At 70.4% G+C, this 16,071-nt stretch carries 12 protein-coding genes and 1 pseudogene; 3 read left to right on the forward strand and 10 right to left on the reverse strand.

All coding sequences use genetic code 11. The features are described from left to right. A partial coding sequence (locus tag ACZ6O2_RS30960; protein WP_466025380.1) for an AraC-like ligand-binding domain-containing protein occupies positions 1-1,233 on the forward strand: 1,233 nt, incomplete at its 5' end. 233 nt (positions 1,234-1,466) lie between these two features. On the opposite strand, the gene ACZ6O2_RS30965 is transcribed toward ACZ6O2_RS30960, so the two are convergent. From ACZ6O2_RS30965 to ACZ6O2_RS30985, 5 genes are all read right to left on the reverse strand, one after another. Further along, positions 1,467-2,084: a dihydrofolate reductase family protein gene (locus ACZ6O2_RS30965; RefSeq protein ID WP_466025381.1), complete on the reverse strand. Its 618-nt coding sequence runs from the start codon at positions 2,082-2,084 to the stop codon at positions 1,467-1,469. 491 nt (positions 2,085-2,575) lie between these two features. Continuing rightward, positions 2,576-2,938 (reverse strand): YbaB/EbfC family nucleoid-associated protein, encoded by a 363-nt coding sequence (locus ACZ6O2_RS30970; RefSeq protein WP_466025382.1) that lies wholly within the window; start codon positions 2,936-2,938, stop codon positions 2,576-2,578. Then, complete coding sequence (locus tag ACZ6O2_RS30975) at positions 2,938-3,351, reverse strand: YbaB/EbfC family nucleoid-associated protein (RefSeq protein ID WP_466025383.1); 414 nt, start codon at positions 3,349-3,351, stop codon at positions 2,938-2,940. Before ACZ6O2_RS30975 ends, ACZ6O2_RS30970 begins: the two co-directional genes overlap by 1 nt. Next, positions 3,348-4,016 (reverse strand): hypothetical protein, encoded by a 669-nt coding sequence (locus ACZ6O2_RS30980; RefSeq protein ID WP_466025384.1) that lies wholly within the window; start codon positions 4,014-4,016, stop codon positions 3,348-3,350. The genes ACZ6O2_RS30975 and ACZ6O2_RS30980 overlap by 4 nt, the downstream gene beginning before the upstream one ends. A 114-nt stretch (positions 4,017-4,130) precedes the next feature. Then, the gene (locus tag ACZ6O2_RS30985) at positions 4,131-4,433 is read right to left on the reverse strand and encodes a hypothetical protein (protein WP_350705310.1); all 303 of its coding nucleotides are present in this window, start codon (positions 4,431-4,433) and stop codon (positions 4,131-4,133) included. Between the two features lie 825 nt (positions 4,434-5,258). Here ACZ6O2_RS30985 and ACZ6O2_RS30990 point away from each other — a divergent pair. Beyond that, positions 5,259-6,143, forward strand: coding sequence for a S1 family peptidase (locus ACZ6O2_RS30990; RefSeq protein WP_466025385.1), 885 nt, complete (start codon positions 5,259-5,261; stop codon positions 6,141-6,143). On the opposite strand, the gene ACZ6O2_RS30995 is transcribed toward ACZ6O2_RS30990, so the two are convergent. Further along, positions 6,046-6,324 (reverse strand): peptide-methionine (S)-S-oxide reductase, encoded by a 279-nt coding sequence (locus ACZ6O2_RS30995; RefSeq protein ID WP_466025386.1) that lies wholly within the window; start codon positions 6,322-6,324, stop codon positions 6,046-6,048. The genes ACZ6O2_RS30990 and ACZ6O2_RS30995 overlap by 98 nt on opposite strands. Further along, entirely contained in the window at positions 6,321-6,788 is a 468-nt protein-coding gene (gene msrB, locus ACZ6O2_RS31000; protein ID WP_350705304.1) for a peptide-methionine (R)-S-oxide reductase MsrB, read from the reverse strand. Before msrB ends, ACZ6O2_RS30995 begins: the two co-directional genes overlap by 4 nt. A 409-nt stretch (positions 6,789-7,197) precedes the next feature. Between msrB and ACZ6O2_RS31005 the strand changes: the two genes are divergently transcribed. Continuing rightward, the gene (locus tag ACZ6O2_RS31005) at positions 7,198-8,460 is read left to right on the forward strand and encodes a hypothetical protein (RefSeq protein WP_350705302.1); all 1,263 of its coding nucleotides are present in this window, start codon (positions 7,198-7,200) and stop codon (positions 8,458-8,460) included. Between the two features lie 363 nt (positions 8,461-8,823). Here ACZ6O2_RS31005 and ACZ6O2_RS31010 read toward each other — a convergent pair whose 3' ends face one another. From ACZ6O2_RS31010 to ACZ6O2_RS31020, 3 genes and pseudogenes are all read right to left on the reverse strand, one after another. After that, complete coding sequence (locus ACZ6O2_RS31010) at positions 8,824-10,980, reverse strand: hypothetical protein (RefSeq protein WP_466025407.1); 2,157 nt, start codon at positions 10,978-10,980, stop codon at positions 8,824-8,826. Between the two features lie 204 nt (positions 10,981-11,184). Continuing rightward, a pseudogene (locus ACZ6O2_RS31015) lies at positions 11,185-11,463 on the reverse strand (IPT/TIG domain-containing protein); the annotation flags it as partial. A 44-nt stretch (positions 11,464-11,507) separates the two neighbouring features. Further along, the gene (locus tag ACZ6O2_RS31020) at positions 11,508-15,998 is read right to left on the reverse strand and encodes a hypothetical protein (RefSeq protein WP_466025387.1); all 4,491 of its coding nucleotides are present in this window, start codon (positions 15,996-15,998) and stop codon (positions 11,508-11,510) included. Positions 15,999-16,071 lie beyond the last annotated feature (73 nt).

The raw sequence follows: 16,071 nt of genomic DNA on the forward strand, positions 1-16,071 counted from the left end.
CGGGCCCTCAGCATGCCGCAGAACAGCGGCAATCACGCGGATCGCGCTTATCGAGAAGTGACTATGAAACCGTACTCAAATGAAAGACCGAGGCTGACGATCGTGGTCGCTGCGACGCCGACCTCGTCCGCCGGCCGCTACCGTTGCGGCACGAGTCAGGGAGGTCTATCAGTGCTCACGGTCGTCAGAACCGCGGACACACCGGCAGCCGAGCGGCGCGAACGGTGGCGGTCCATCGTCTGCGACACCCTCGGCCCGCTGGACATGCGGATCGACCCGGATGTGCCGTTGCACGGTGAGATCACGACCGGCCAGCTGGGCGACGTGGGCGTGGCGAATGTCCGTACCAGCACGCCCCATGGTGTCCACCGAACGCCCGGCCTGATTCGCAAGGGTGACGCGGACCTGTACCGTGTGGTACTGCCGATCAGCGGCCACCCGCGCCTGACCCAGGACGGCCGGGAGACGGTCCTCGCCCCCGACACGTTCGGCGTCTACGACTTCAGCCGCCCGTACGATCTGGTCTACACCGACGCGGTGGAGCTGGCAGTGATCGGGTTTCCGCGCGGGCTGCTCCCGGTCCGGCCGGGCATGGTTGCCGGGCTCACCGCGACGGCGGTGCCCGCAACCGGGGTCGGCGGACTGCTCGCCCCGATGTTGGGTCGCATCGCCCGGGAAGTCGGCCAGTACGATCCGACCACTGCGGCACGGCTGGCACCGATCCTGCTCGACCTGCTGGGCACCGCGCTCGCCGAGTACACCGGGTATCCCGACCCGGTCGAGTCGTCACAGCAGGCACTGCTGTTCCAGGTGAAGGCCTTCATCGAGCAGCACCTGGGGAACAGCGACCTCACGCCCGCGGTGATCGCCGCAGCACACCACGTCTCGCTGCGCCAACTGCACCGGCTGTTCGCTCCGGAGCAGACCTCGGTCGGTGCCTGGATCCGCCAGCGGCGCCTCGACCGTTGCCGCAAGGACCTCGCCGATCCGGCACAGAGCGGCGTGGCGGTCAGCGCCGTCGCGGCCCGGTGGGGTCTATCCGACGCAGCGCACTTCAGCCGGCTGTTCCGGGCCGCCTTCGGCGTGCCACCCAGCGACTACCGGCGCATGTCGCTCAACCCTGTCGCCGCCAGTCAAACTCTCGGCGCGGTGCTCGCTGCCGCACCGGCAACCGGCAGGTGCGCTCCTCGCTCCGCCGCGCCGAACCGCGGTTCGGTGGACACGTCGACATGAGGAAGGTGCCCGTCGACCACTACCGGACCGTCGGCCTGCGGGTGGTTCACGTCCATGCGGGTATCGGGGCCAGCAGGTAGTCGGCCCGGAGCCGGCGGCAGGACGCCGCACACAGGCGGTCGAAGGCGTTCGTGCCGCCGGCTCATTCGTACCCGTGGGTGACGCTCCGCCGCCCCGGGCCAAGCCGGCCGGCTCCGAACGTGGTGACGCTTTCGCTTCACCGGCGACGTCGTTCAGGCCGCCGCCGCAGCCGCGTCCTGCTCGTTGACCGGTGCGTAGGTCAGGACCACGACGCCGGACTGGAAGGTGGCGGTATCCAGCAGCCGGAACGACGCCATCCCGTCACCGCCGGCGAACAGGCGCGTGCCGTCCCCGATCACGACCGGGTAAGTCACCAGGCGGATCTCGTCAATCAACCCGTGTGGCAGCAGCCGGGTGACGAGCGCGTTGCTGCCGAAGACGAGCAGATCCCCGTTCAGGTCGGTCTTCACCTTCCCGATCCGGGCGGCCGGGTCGTCGGCGATGACGGTCGTGTTGTTCCAGGTGGGCTCGTCCAGGGTGGTGGACACCACGTACTTGGGCATCGTGTTCATCTTGTCGGCGTAGCCCGCTTCGTCGGTCATGTTCGGCCAGGACGCGGCGAACCCTTCGTACGTGACGCGGCCGAGCAGCAACGCCTCGGCGTCGTGCAACTGGCGCAGGCCCTGCTCCATCGAGTCGGCACTTGCGAACTGGACCGCCCAGCGATCCGGTCGCTCAATGACACCGTCCAGTGTCGTGAACATCGAGACGACGAGCTTACCCATAACGGTCCTCCGAGACAGTTGGCGCGTGTAGCGGGGTGACGGCACAAAGTTTGCTCGCCGACGCCGGTCGAGTCATGGACGTGCGCGCCAACGACTTGACCGACCGCGCCACATCGCGACCGTCCTCGGGGCCGGCAGTCGACCTGGCACCACTCCCCTACCGGACGAACGACCTCGGCCCCGTCCGCGGAGGCCGGCGGTCCTTGTCCAGACGTCGCCATGCGACAAGGAAGACCTCAGCGACAACATCGCCGACGTCAGACGCGGCGAGCCGCCGAGCGACGTACCGCCACACGTCACCGTGATGACGCTCGTACAGCTCGGTGAACCGCTCCTTCGCAGCGTTCATCGCACCTCCGCGGCTCGGCCAGATTTCCGACTGCGGCGGCTGGCGCCACGTAGGCCGTATCCAGGTCAAACGCAAGCGGGAGGCGACCAAGCTCGGTGAGGCCGGGATGGTCGATCGGTCGTCACGGCCGCAATCCGGCAGCCGTCTGAATGCTCGTGGACCGCGCCGTCCCGCAGACGGGTGCGGCTCAGCGCCCGGGCTGGAAGCGGGACAGCAGTTGGCCGGGGTCGCGCAGGACGTCACCGACCGCGAACCCGCCGATGGACGTTCCGTCGAGCAGTTGCGCCCGCGCGTCATCGGCCCGCAGCTCGGCGGCGCGGATCGTCTGCGTCACCAGTTCGCCGAGCGTGAGGTTGTCGACGGTCCGTTTCGCCCGCCTGTCGATCCAGATCTCCAGCAGCTCCTTCGCCCCGGACACCCGGACGGTGACCTCGCCGTCCGGGGAGGTGGCCTCGTACTCGGCGTGCGGCGCCCGTTCGGCGAACTCGGCGGCCCGGGTCATCGCCGCCACCATGTCGCCGCAGATGCGGCGCAACGATTCGATGTCCATCACCGGATCCGCTCGACGGCGAGTCGCAACTGGTCGAGCGCCTCGCTCAGGTCCATGGGCGGCGGGATGTCCGCGTCGCCGGAGATCCCGGCCAGGCGCTGGGTCAGCCGCTCGCCCATGCTGGTACGGGCTGCGGCGATCGCCTCCTGGCAGGCTGCGCCGAGCTCCGTGGCGTCGAGCGCGGCCATCGCCTGCGGGCTGATGTAGACGTGTTCGACCCGGTAGTCGCCGGTGACGCGGGCGGCGACCAGCCCCAGGCTGTCGCAGCCCTCGGCCGACTCGTCGGTCAGCGCCGCGATCTCGGCGGCGAAGCCGTCAACCGTCTCGGTGACGCGCCGCATCGACTCCCCGGTGTAGCCCTGCCGCTGAGCCTCCCGCGCCGAGCCGCCGATCGTCCCCATCCAATCCGTCACTGCTGCTTCTCCCACTCCTGCGGCTTCGAGATCACGATCCGAACCGGTTCGGGCAGGGTGAGGCTGCCCGCGTCGATCTGCCCGTCCTTCTCGCCGAGCTTGTTGGCCAGCGCGTCGTACGCGTCGCTCACGGTCTTGGAAGTCGACCAGAGCACCGCGACGAACGAAACGAACAGGCCGATCAGGCCGGCGACGAAGGCGGCCCAGGCCGCGAATATCGCCATCTTCACCGCGGGCGAGGCCGGGCCGGAGGCGTTCGCCGCCATGGCCGCGACCGCCGCGCTGGCGGCGGCGACAAGGTAGGAGGCGATGACGCCCGTCACGCCGGCGCCCATCTGGAAGCAGGCGGAGTCCATCAACGCGCAGGTCTCGGAGAGTCTCTTCAGGATCGGCTGCAACTCGCCCGTCACGAACCCGTTGAACTCGTTGGCCGCGCTGTCCTGCCAGCGGCTCTTCGCCTCGGCAATCCTGCTCTCCAGGTCACCGTGCATGCGGTCGTAGGCGTTCTTGAGCTCGCCCCACGAGCCCGAACTGCGGAACCACGCTTCGGGATCGACCACGTTGGGCAGGACCAACGCGTGTCCGACGGTGAACGTCGCCGCCGACGCGGCGATCGCATCCGGAAGGAAGGACGCGGCCAACACTCCGTTGACGCCGAACAGCACGGCCTGCCAGGCCTTGCTGTCGTCAGCGTCGTCGTCCAGCAGTTGTGTGCCCTCTTGCACGGGCCCCTCCCCTGTCAAGTACTCGTGGTCCGAATCTCAAGCCCCGCCGAACTCTTAACCGTCGCGGTAGCTGAATCCGCTGCCCTGCTGCTCTTCCATCTCCTCGTAGTGGGCAGCGACCCGGGTCAGCGCGACGCCGATGGTGTCGAAGATCTTTCCCATGGCGACGGTGACGTCCTCGACGCCGGAGCGCACCTGCTCGTAGTCCGTCGGCGCGCCCACCGCGTACGCCGGGAACACCTCGGAGGGAAGGGCCAGCCCGAGCAGCACCTGCCTGGTGTCCCGGTCCAGTTGGTCGGAGTGCTTGGTGAACGCCTCACCCAGCCCCCGCAGGGATGTGATGTGTATCGATGGCATGCCGCGCTTCCTTGATCATCGCCTGCCGGGGCAGCTTGGTAGTGATCTTCTCTGGGCCGGACGGGTGCCAGGATAGGGACGCGTGGTCGTCGCGAGCGCTGGTCCGGCCTGTCCGAATGTGGCCATGGCCGCAGCCGGACAGCTCGGCAGACCCCTCCGCCGAGGCCGACCGCGCTGCATACGCCCTGACATCCGTCCACCGACGGCGAGGCGAGTTGGCCCAGGGCCCGCCGTACCGCTACGCGAGCGCGGGTCAGGTCCCACCGCGCAATCTCGGACAGCGGATGGTCCTGCCGCAGGTGGCGGACCACCCTGAGTCCGACCAGACAGCCGCAGCGCTTCGGCAGGCCACCGGCCAACGGGGAGTCCCGCACTCAGGGCGATGCCGGCCTCGACGAACACCTTCGCGACCGTTTCAGCCGCCCGGTCCTCCGGCACGGTGTCGTGGATGAAACGCACCGAGACGTCGTCGATCCCGCGGAAGTTGGAGATGCCGACTCTGAGTTGCCGTTCCAGCATCGCGCCCAGGCGGTGCTCGGAGTAGGAGCTGGCGGGCTCGCCGGAATCACCAACCGTCCTCGTCCCGGTCGCGCCGCAGATTCTGGTCCTGGCACCGAAGGTGGCCGCTCGGTGATCACGGTCAGCCCGGGCGCGTCCTTGGACCTTGTTCATTCGTGACGATGCATCTTGCGTATTGATTGATGCACTCCGATACTGACGAAAGCGTGTCAGGAGGACAACATCGACTGACCAGCCGATGCGTCACCTAACGGCGTCTCACAGGGCCAACACCCATCTGGTCCTATCACCTCCGAGGAGGAGACAGTGAGCCTCAAACCCTCGCCATCCCGCCGCCACATCCTCCGATCCAAGCTGCTCGCCGTAAGCGTCGGTCTGCTCGCCACCGCCGCCTTCGCGCCGGCGACGGCCGCAGCGGCCTCCCCCCAGGACTACAGCGCCAGTCAGCTCGCCACCGTGAACGACGCGGTGCAACGATCGGGCGTCGAAGGCATCGCCTGGCATGTGGACGAGGCGTCCGGCCGCGTCGTCGTGACCGCCGACAGCACCGTCTCCCGTGCCGAGATCGCGAAGATCAAGCAGAGCGCCGGAGACAAGGCTGGTGCGATCCGGATCGAGCGCGCCCCAGGCGTCTTCACCCCCCTGCTGTCCGCCGGTAACGCCATCTACGGCGGCGGGTACCGCTGCTCGCTCGGCTTCAACGTCGTCAGCGGCAGCACCTACTACCTCCTGACCGCCGGTCACTGCGGGGACGTGGCCGACACCTGGTACACCAACTCCAGCCAAACCACGCTCATCGGCCCGACCGTCGGCTCCAGCTTCCCGGGCAACGACTACGCGCTGGTGCGCTACGACAACACCTCGCTGACCCACCCCGGCGGGTTCACCGTCGCGGACGCCTTCGTCGGTGAGTCCGTCACGCGCACCGGGTCGACCACCGGCACCCACAGGGGTACGGTCACCGCGTTGAACGTCTCGGTCCGCTACGTCGGCAAGGGCGGCGGCACCGTTAGCGGCATGATCCAGACGACCGTCTGCGCCGAGCCGGGCGACTCCGGCGGCCCGCTCTACGACGGCACCAAGGCACTCGGCATCACCTCTGGCGGCAGCGGTGACTGCCGCTCCGGCGGCACCACCTTCTACCAGCCTGTACGCGAAGCAGCCAACGCGTACGGCGTGACCGTCTACTGATCCACCAGACGAACGGAAGGGCCCCGGCCACGGCCGGGGCCCTTCTCCGATAGGTCGCGTTCGGCACGTCCCCGCCGGCGGATCCGACTCTGGTGGCGAGCACGCCGGCGCGTTTTCGCATGAGGTCCTGCATTCCCCAGAAACAGCCGCCAGCCAGGATCGCCTTCTCAGCCGCGGTCACCGCTTCGCTCCGCCGTCCGGGTGCTCAAACACTTTGCGGTACTCGCCATAGCCTTCATGCTCGAGGTCGTCGCGCCGAATGAACCGAAGTGCGGCTGAGTTCATGCAGTAACGCAACCCGCCAGTCTCCGCGGGACCATCGTCAAACACATGGCCGAGGTGGCTCTCCCCGTGTGCCGACCGGACCTCGGTGCGGACCACGCCGAGGCTCGAGTCCTGGACCTCGACCACGTTCCTCGGCTCGATCGGCATGGTAAAAGTCGGCCAGCCGGTACCGCTGTCGTACTTGTCAACAGAAGCGAACAGGGGTTCACCGGACACGACATCGACGTAGATACCCTGCTCCTTGTTGTCCCAATAGGCGTTGTCGAAGGCTGGCTCCGTCCCGCCTTCCTGAGTGACTCGGTACTGCTCCGCCGACAGTCGAGAAATTGCCTCGGGGTTCTTGCGATACTCGTGTGACACCGTTGTTCCTCTCGGATGGGTCGCCGGCAAGAAACGGCCGGGTTCAACTGGCCTCCACACGCGTCGCGAGGGCGTACCCCGTCCTGGGGCTGACTAACGCGGTCGCTCTCGGCGGTCTTCTCCAACTGCGGAGAGTCGGCCTTGACGGAGTGGACCTCCCAGGGCTCGTTGCCAGGGCCACGTACCCAGACCTTGTCCTGGAGGGCGTAGCAGCACCCGGTGTTGCTCTCCTCCAGGGGGGGTGATCAGGTGCTGAACACCTCGACGCCAGGTGGTGATGAAAGGATGGGCTCATCGCCGTACACGGTTCGCTCGCCCCGGCCGACGCCCGTGAGCGTCCCCACCTGCCCCGGCGTCCGGGGCGACGCCCCCACCCGCACGCCGGTATGCACGACGGGGAACATAGGGCATGCTCGAGTGCCTTGATGACATCGAGTGGCGGCGGCTCGGCCACGCCTACGGGGCGGCCGACGACGTGCCCGGCCAGATCCGCGCCCTGCGATCGCCCGATCCGGCTGAACGAGACAACGCCCTCGGCACCCTGTACACCAACATCTTCCACCAGGGCAGCCGGTACCAGGCGAGCGCCTACGCAGTGCCGTTCCTGCTGGAACTGCTCGCCGACCCCGCCACTCCGGACCCGGCGGCAATACTCGCCCTGCTGACCTCCCTGGCGGTCGGCTACGACGAGAACTTCCTGCCGGACGGCTTCCCGGTGACCGACTACCGCCGGGCCGCCGAAGGCGGGCGAGAGCTGCTCGCCGCCAAGCCACCCCCCTGGACCGGCGAGGACGAGGCGAAGAAGGAGTACGTCGAGTACGCGTACGTCCAGTCCCTGACCGCCAAGGAGCAGAACCGGCTGTGGTCCTACATCGAACTGGCGGTGTACGACGCGGTACGGGCCGGGGTGCCGCTGTTCCGTAGCCTGCTGGGCCACCCTGATCCGGGGGTGCGAACCGGGGCGGCGCACGCCCTCGCCTGGTTCCCGGAGGAGGCCACCGGTAGCCTGCCCACGCTTGCCCACGCGATCGCGGCCAGACTGGAGCCCGACCTGGCGGAGGTCGTACCGGAGCCCGCGACGGTGGCCACCATGCTGGTGGCCTCCGGGTTGCTTGGCGCCGCGCCAGACGTCCGGTTGCTGGCCGACCCGCACCCGCTGGTCCGCTGGGCCGCCGCGATCGGGCGGGCCCGGGTTCTGGGTGCGGAGGCCGACGAGGCGACCGTTGACGAGCTGTTGGCCTGGACGGCCGTCCCGCCCGATGACACGGTGAACCCGCCGGCGGACGCGGGGTGGGTGCCGTTCCTCAATGGAGATCTGGGTGGGTACGCCGGACTCGCCCTGCGGCAGCTCGGCCCCCAGCACACGGACCGCGCCCTCGACGCGCTGCTCCGCCGGCTGCCCACCGTCAGCGGCGACCAGTCGTTGACAGTGCTGGGAGTGGCGTTGCGCCTCGCGTTCCCGGATGGGCCGCTGCCGGCGGCGACGCCCGCTGCGGCGTTGGCGCCGCGACAACGACGGCTCGTCGAGGTGCTGAGCCGGTCACCGAATCCCTGGCTGATCGACGGGCAGGACTTCGGCAACGTCGCCATGCTCGTTGACGAGTACGGGCTGCCGGACAGCCGCGAGGCGCTGCTCGCGTACTGCACGGGATCGTCCGGGGTGCCCCGGTGATGCGATTCCAGCGTCCCGACGGGCACACCGTAGTTTCACTTGACGTGGGCCGGGTTCTGGGCGGAGCCCCGTGGCCTTCACGCGGTGGGGCCGACAGCGAGCGGCGAGCCAACCCCACTGGCTCGCGCCCGCTGCGCCGTGCGGGCCGCCCTACCGTCCGGCGGCCGTCAGCTCGTCGACGCCAGGGAAGTCCCCCGACGATCTGCCGTACCGGCTCGTGATGCCGCCGCGTCACGCGCACGTAGACGTTCATGGTCGTGGTCACGCTGGCGTGCCCGGCCATCGTCCGTACCGCCACAAGGCCTGGATGGTCCACCCGGCGTCGCACAGCATTCCGCTGAGACCGCCCTATTCTGGTCGCTCTTACGCCCCTGTTGTGGTGTCGAACCGGATGCCGCTGGAGCCTTCGCCGCGGCCCGGGCCCTTGCGGCGTGCCCGCCACAGGTGACTCCGGCCATCCGCAGACCGACCCAACGTCCACAGTCGGGTCAGTCTCACCCCTGTCCGTGGCACCTCCTCGTCATAGATTTCCAACGGCGTACCAGGTTCGAGGAGTCTTCCGCGCGGTGGGATGGCGGCGCCACCGTCTGGTTCGCGCATGGCGCCCCGCGCCAGCCATCGCCCGGTGACGCTACCGGTCCCGTCGCGGTCGAACCTGGGCAGCAGCGGAACCCAGTTGCGGGGTACCGGCGTCTGCAGCAGGTAACGCCGAGGGCCGTCGCCGTCGGGGCCTTGTCGCCCCGCCCGCCGGGTCACCTCGTTCTCGTGCAGATCCAGCGGGCGGCCGGTGCGGCTCTGGACGGTCTTCTCCACCGCCCAGGCCATGTTCGCCATCTCGTCGCGTAGCAGCAGGACATCCTCCAGCGGACGGGATTCCTGGGTTGTCGGCAGCGCGTCGAGCAGCAGCATGGCATTGCCGGCGTCCGCCGCGCCGTCGTCGCTCGCGAGCTCGAACATTCGCCAATCGGTGCCGGCCCCGTCGCCAAACGGGCTGATCGTTCTCGATACCCCGAACGCGTCGGTCACGGTTACCGACGTCAGTTCACACAGTGCCCCCACGGTCAATGCGTCCAGGGGCACAGTGAACCAGTCGTTGCCGTACACGGTGGCGAACTCGACGAGGACGAGAGTCAGCAGGTCGCTCGGCGCGGCCGCAATCGAGCCGAAGTCCACCCGGCCGTCCTCCAGCTCCCACCACCGGGGCATCGGCATTCCGGGATAGCTGACCGGATTCGGTATGGCTACGCGGGTGAACTCCTCCGGTTCCCGCCCCATCGCAGGTGCGCCCAGGGATGTCGCGGGTGTGGGGATTCGTCGGGAGAAGGAATACCAGTCGAGGTGCCCACCGTCGTGTTCCGGTGCGGCCAGCAGCAGATCGCCGGAGCCCGCAGCGAATGCGTACTCCATGCGCTGCCGGTCCCAGGCGGAGGTGTCCGCCACGGGTTCGCTGAACAGCTCGGCGCACCAGGCGTACCACTGCCGAACGGCGGTGAGGACGGCGACGCGGTCGTTACCGTTGATCGGTGGCTGGTTCGGCAGGGTCGGGTTCGCGCCCAGCGCACCCTGGTAGGCGGCATAGATCCGTCCACCGTCGGGTGCTCGACCGGCGGTGACGGCGAGAAAGCGGCGGCTGCGTGTGTCCAGCGCTGCCGGATCGGCCGGTGGCTGCAGCGGGAAAGCGCGAAGGAACCGGGCGCGGTAGTCGTCGCTCTTGCGCGCGTCGCGTAGGTTCGCGGTGATCAGACGCAGCAGGTGCAGACCCGCCTCAGCGGCCAGCCGCAGGTCGTCGAACGGGGCGGAGGCGGACCCCGTCGGAGGGATGACCCGCTCCCGTTCCACGACGGCTTCCAGGGGCACACCTGTTGGTGTGTCGTCGGGCTGGCCGTTGGCGGGCCGCCAGCGGGCCAGGGGGGTCGAGATGCCCTCCACCCGCACCGCGACCGGAGAGCCGGCGTCGCTACCGCGCAGTTCCCTCATCTGCCATTGCCTACCGAGCAGCCACAGCGCGTCGTACACCTGCGCTTGCAGCCCGAGTTGCAGCCCCTGTTGCAGGTCAGAGGTTCGGGCGTGCGGCTCGAGCCGGGTCCAGGAGGTGATCGAGGCACGGCTCTCGATCAGGATGCGGCTGGGTTGGTTCGGGAGGCTTGGTCCCCATTCGCTGGTGACGATGACGTCGCGGGAACCAGTGGTGAGCAGACCGTGCAGGTCGGGCAGTTCCGCCCGGATCTCGGTGTCGGTCCAGGACAGGATCGTCGGGGCGGTGGCATGTGGCGGCCGAGGATCAGGCGTGGCGTAGACGGCGACCAGGTCGAGGCTGCCGGCGTCGGCAGTTCCGAACGCCCGACCCTGTACGGTGATCGTGGCGCCAGGTGCCGGGATGGACGGAACCACGCCGGTCACCTGGGGCAGTTCGCCGAGCAGGAAGGCCGCCGGTTCGGTACGCCCCCATGCGGTGGTTATCACCAGAGGGCGGTCACCGGCGCCGTCGAGCGCGGTGAGGGCGGGGACCTGCACGGTCACCGCCGTCGGGGTCCACGCCTCGATGAACGCCGGCACGTCCCGGGGGCCCGGCGCCCGAAACAGGACCGCCGAGCCGGCGCCGAGCCGGCCGAAGCGTTCGCCGGTGACGGTGATGGTGGTGTTCTCGAGTCCGCGTGCCGGGTCGACGGTGGTGATCGCCGGTGGAGCCGCCTCCTCGATGACAAACGGCGCTGGAGCGCTGTCGCCCGCGTCAGTGTGTACGACAACCTCGAGCGGTCCGCCGGATCCGAACGACACCAGCGACGGAACGCGGACGACGATGCCGGTGGCGGACCAGCTGTCGACCGTTCCGATCACCGGCGCGGCTGTCTCGTCGGGGACGCGGAACCGTACGGCTGAGGCTTCCGTACGGTCGCCGAAGGCGGTCCCGGCCAAGGTGAGCGGGGTCCCGGCCGGTGCCGACGCCGGGGTGACGGTCTCCAGCCGCGGCGCGTCAGGCATGTTGTGGTCCCTTTCAGGCATCGTGCGGGTGAGCGGATGGGCGGTTGCCGGGGCGCGACGCGTGGTCAGGCCAGCGGCACTCCCCTGCCGGCCAGGAAATCGGTGGCAACGGTGACCCCCTTGCCGTTGTAGGCCAGGTATGTCGCCGGCAGGAACTGGCCCGCCTCCTGCAGCGAATCCAGGTCGACCATCCGCAGCTTCGCCAGGTCGAGGGTGTCCTCGACCGTCGCGCGCAGGGTCTGCAAGGTCCACTCCTCGCCCGGCCGTGGCGGCACAGCGACGACGATCGCCTGCGGTGGCGTGGCGTTGGGCTGGTCGTAGTGCAGCGCCAGACCCGTGGTCTTCGCCCGCGCGGGCAGCACCTCGCTGTACTGCTCGATCATCAGACCGGTCAGCGTCGCGGCCGGGCGCAGCTTGCCGGCGGGTAGCAGCGCCACGAGCGAGACCTGCCCCTTCGGTGGTGTGGTCCCGAACGGCAGGCCCAGCCAGCGGTCTCCCGGCGTGGTGGGAAGCTGGGCAACCGCGAAGGCGAGCGGGTCGACGCCGCCGAGCGCGTCGGCGTAGAGCATCAGGTCACCCAGACGTTGGGCACCGTCACGAACCCTGGCGAGTTGCTGGAACCAGCGGGTGGCGGCGAACGGATCGCCCGCCAGCAGCGTCTCGGTGGTGGGGAACCCGACGTCGACCTGGGCCGGGTCTCCGGCTGGCGGCGCGGTGTAGCGGGGCAGGGCCCGAAAGTCGCTGCCGAAGACCGCACGCAGCCGGGCGAGCGCGTCAGCAACGCGGCCGGCTGTGTCGTCGGGTGTCGGCGTGGGCAGCCCGTCGAGCTGGTTGAGCCGGCGGCGCACCTCCGTGGCGACGACCGCGGCCTGCGTCAGCAGATCCGTCCGGGCCGAGGGCGTGTCACCGGACGCGGACACCGGCACTGCGCCCGGCACGCCCAGTGCGCTGGCCGCCAGCAGCGCCGCCCGCATCGGCTCGCCGGCGGGCACGGCCATGGCGCTGGCCAGGGCGGTCTCCGCGGTGTGCAACGCGGCTACAGCCCCGTCGGCTCGGGCCCGCAGCTCGGCGAGGTCGACGACGGCGGTGCCGGGCCCTTCGGGCAGGGACAGGTCGTCCGGGGTGATGGGACGCGCGCCGGCGATGGTCTCCCGCACCGCCTGCGCCAGCTCCATCAGTTCGAGCAGGCCGACCTTGTGTGGGAGTTCGGGTTCCCGGCTTGCCGTCACCTGGATGCGGGCGTCCGCCGGTACGGTGGTGGGTCTCGTGCGAGCCGCGTGGTAGACGATGCGCTGCTCCAGTTCGGACAGCTGGTGTTGCTCGGCGGCCACGGCCGCGTAGACCAGGTCCAGCGGGGACAGCGCCGGCGTGAGCTGGTCGAGTCGGCGTTCCTGTTCGTCGAGCACGTCGCCGCTGGCCGGATCGAGGTAACGCACGCGGTAGTGGACCCGCTTCGGGTCGCCGAGCAGCCGGCCGGCCCATGCGTCCAGCCGGGGTTCCGCGGCCGCCCGACGGGCGTACCCGGCGTCCGGGGCCCAGCCGGGCGCGGCGGGGAGGTCACCGGGCAACAGCACCGCGAGCCGGTGGGTGGCGGCGGTGCCCGAGTGCGGAGTGTAGATGGCCTCCAGTTCCGGCAGTGCACCATCGGGGTGGGCGGCGGCGCGCAGGGCGGCGGCGGAGCGGTCGGCGTTGCCCCGGCCCAACTGGAATACGCCCTCGGTGAGGAGGATGTCGCCCAGGGCGTCCACGGCGTCGTCAATTTGCGCGAACACCGGCTGCAGGGCATCGCTGGCCGGCCAGCCGGGGGCGGGTACGCGGCCGGCGGCCACCCACCGGCGGTGCAGGTCGAGGCCGTCCGCGACGTTGCGGGTTGCCACGGCCTCCGCGGCCGTCCCGGGCGGAGCGGTGCCGGTGACCGGAAGCGGGGCCAGGGCCCGGAAGTCGTCGATGAACCGGGCCAGGCCGCTCTCCTGCAGCAGCCGTTCGAAGCGGTAGCCGAGCAGGGCGCCGAGTTGCTGGCCGGCGCGGACCCCGTCGAGGAGCGACAGGGCCGTCCGCACCCGTTCGGATGACAGGTCGATCCCGAAGGGGTGACGTAGGCCGCTGCCGTCGGGGTGGGAGCGGTAGCCGCTGGCGAGGATCGCCGCTGCGGTGGCGTGCGCCGGTGAGGGTGTGTGGACGTAGCCGGCGCTGGTGCCGCCGTCGCCGCGGCGGATGTCCTCGACAATGCCGTACGCACCCAGGTGAACTCCCCCGGCGCCCTGGTCGCCCCGGAGGGCGTGCAGCCGGCGCTGCGCGAACGACGTGATCCACGCGTCCAGGCGGTACGCGCACAGGTCGAGGGTTTCCGCAGCGACCTGCTCCAGGACGTGCACGGGCGCGCCGGCGAGCCCTTCGATCGCCGCCTGGACGGTGGCCAGCGGCGGTTGCGGGTTGGCGTCGAGCAGGTCACCTTTCGCGACGCCGGTCGCGGAGGTGGCGGTGAGCCGCTCCCAGACCATCCGGGGACGGGGCGCGGCGAGGTTGTCGTCGATCTCGTCGATGCCGTACATGCTGGGTTCGCCGCCGTGCCATGGCTCGACCGGTTCGAGCTGCGCGGCGGCGAACAGGTAGGCCACCAGCAGGGAGTGACGCAGCAGCAGGTACAGCAGGGGCCGCTCGTCCAGCGGGAACGCGTCCTCGCGCAGGTCCCGCCAGCCGGCCTCGCGGAGCAGGGTGAGCCAGTCGGTGGTCGGCGGCTGGGACCGGTCGCCACCGGATTGCACCAGCGGGAACGGCACCGGGAAGTAGTTCGCGGCGAACACCGTCTGCTCGAGGTTCGGGTGGGCCTCGGGCAGACCGTGCGCGTCGAGGGCGGCGCGGGCCAGCGACGCCTGTTCGGTGCGCCACTGGGTGGACAGGCGGTTGCCGATGAATCGCCACGCGGCGTCGACGAAGGACATGGTCAGTACGCTGCGGCCGCGGAAACTCACCGAGGTGGGCTGCGCCGACAGCACCGTGAGCAGCGGGTTCTCGCTGGACGTTCCGCCGGGGGGCTGGTCGCCGATGCGGGGCACCGACGCCACGGAGGCCCTCCAGACCGGACGCAACGAGTCGCGCAGGAACATCGCGAGGGTGGCGACGGGGGCGGGCTCGTCGCCCGGTGCCCACTGGTCCAGCGGCAGGACCGGCAGCAGACCGTACGGCTGCTCGCCGACGCGCAGCACCGGCTGGGGGCCGGCGCCACGTACCCAGTCGGTGAAGTGCTCGCGCACGGGTTCGACGGCGTCGGGCGGGACGACCGGCGCGAACATGTGCGCCAGGAAGTACCCGAAGGTCGCCGGCCACAGGGCGGTGTTCATGTCGCGTCGGGCGCGGCGCAGGGCGGCGCCGTCGTCAGCGGACGGCGTCGCGGCGAACACCCCGACGTCGTCCACGGCGAGTCCGAGTGTCCACGCGGTGACGGCGGCGTTGCCGGCCTCCGCCACTGGTGTCGGGGTGTCCGGTGGGCGGGTGACGTCACCGGGGCCGGTGCCGGCGTCCGGGGTGAGGTTCGTCGGGGTGCCCTCGTTGAGGAAGCCGAGCCCTCGGGTGTACCGGTGCGCGGCGAGGGTGTCGGCGAGTTCACGGGCGCCCTGCTCGGGGGTGAGTGACGTTTCGGCGCCCACGACGACGAGTCGGGCGATCCGCTCCGGTGGCGGGTCGGGCAGCCGCAGCTTCATCGCCATGCCCCGGGCGTGTGCCTCGTCGAAGTCCACCATCCAGCTCATCCCCGGGTCACGGCTGGGGTCGCCGGCGGTAGCGGTCAGGTCCGGACCGATGGGCAGTTCGAACGGGATCGGCTGGCCGTGCTGCTGCGCGATGACGTTCCCCGCGTCGTCGTAGGCGGTCGCGTACAGCCGCCGGGGCAGGAGTCGGGTACGGGCCGGCCGCCCCCACGGGCTGTCCCGCACCACGACCGTCCCGGCCAGGGTGGCTCGGACGATCCATTCGGCGCGCGGCGCGCCGAACCGGGTCGTCAGGTCCAGCCAGACGTCGTCGCGGTCGCCGCCAGCGTCGCGGTAGCGGCGTCCGAGTTGGGCCTCCTCCGCGGTGAGCCGTTCGTCGTGGCTGTTCACGTGCACCACGTCGGGCAGGACCCGTACCCACAGTTCCCGCCCGTCGGCCATGAACCGGGTCTGTACGCCCAGCGGCAGCAGCGACACCGGCGCGGCGGACAGCCGCAGGGTGTCCTCCAGCGTCACGCTCATCGCGGCGCTCGTGCCGTTGCCGGTGCGTACCCGCACCTGTTTCGGCCCCGGGGCTCCGGTGGCGTTGGGGAACGCGAACCGGATCTGCCCGTCGGCCCAGGTGATGATCCGTGCCGACACCGTCGAACCGCTGTCGGTGCTGACGAGCACGGCCGCCGCGGTGTCGGTGCCGGAGCCGAATCCGGTTCCGGTGGCGACGAGGTGGTCGCCGGGCAGTGCCTGGGCGGGGTCGGTGGGGCGGGCCGGCGCGCTGATCCGGGTGAGCGCCGGCGGTGGCGGAGGTGTGGGTTTCGTTGCCGGCGTCGGCTTCTGCGGCGGCCTGGTCACGGTGTCCTCGGCTTCTGCTGGCGGGCGTCGGCGGGCCGGGTCTCCCAGGAGTTGGCTGCCCCGGTGAGACGCG

This window comes from Micromonospora sp. NPDC048040 (assembly GCF_055587185.1).

Excerpts from the sequence above, each read along its gene's own strand:
- ACZ6O2_RS30970 (WP_466025382.1), bottom strand. The coding sequence starts at position 2,938 with ATGGACATCGAATCGTTGCGCCGCATCTGCGGCGACATGGTGGCGGCG.
- ACZ6O2_RS30985 (WP_350705310.1), bottom strand. The coding sequence starts at position 4,433 with ATGCCATCGATACACATCACATCCCTGCGGGGGCTGGGTGAGGCGTTC.
- ACZ6O2_RS31005 (WP_350705302.1), top strand. The coding sequence starts at position 7,198 with ATGCTCGAGTGCCTTGATGACATCGAGTGGCGGCGGCTCGGCCACGCC.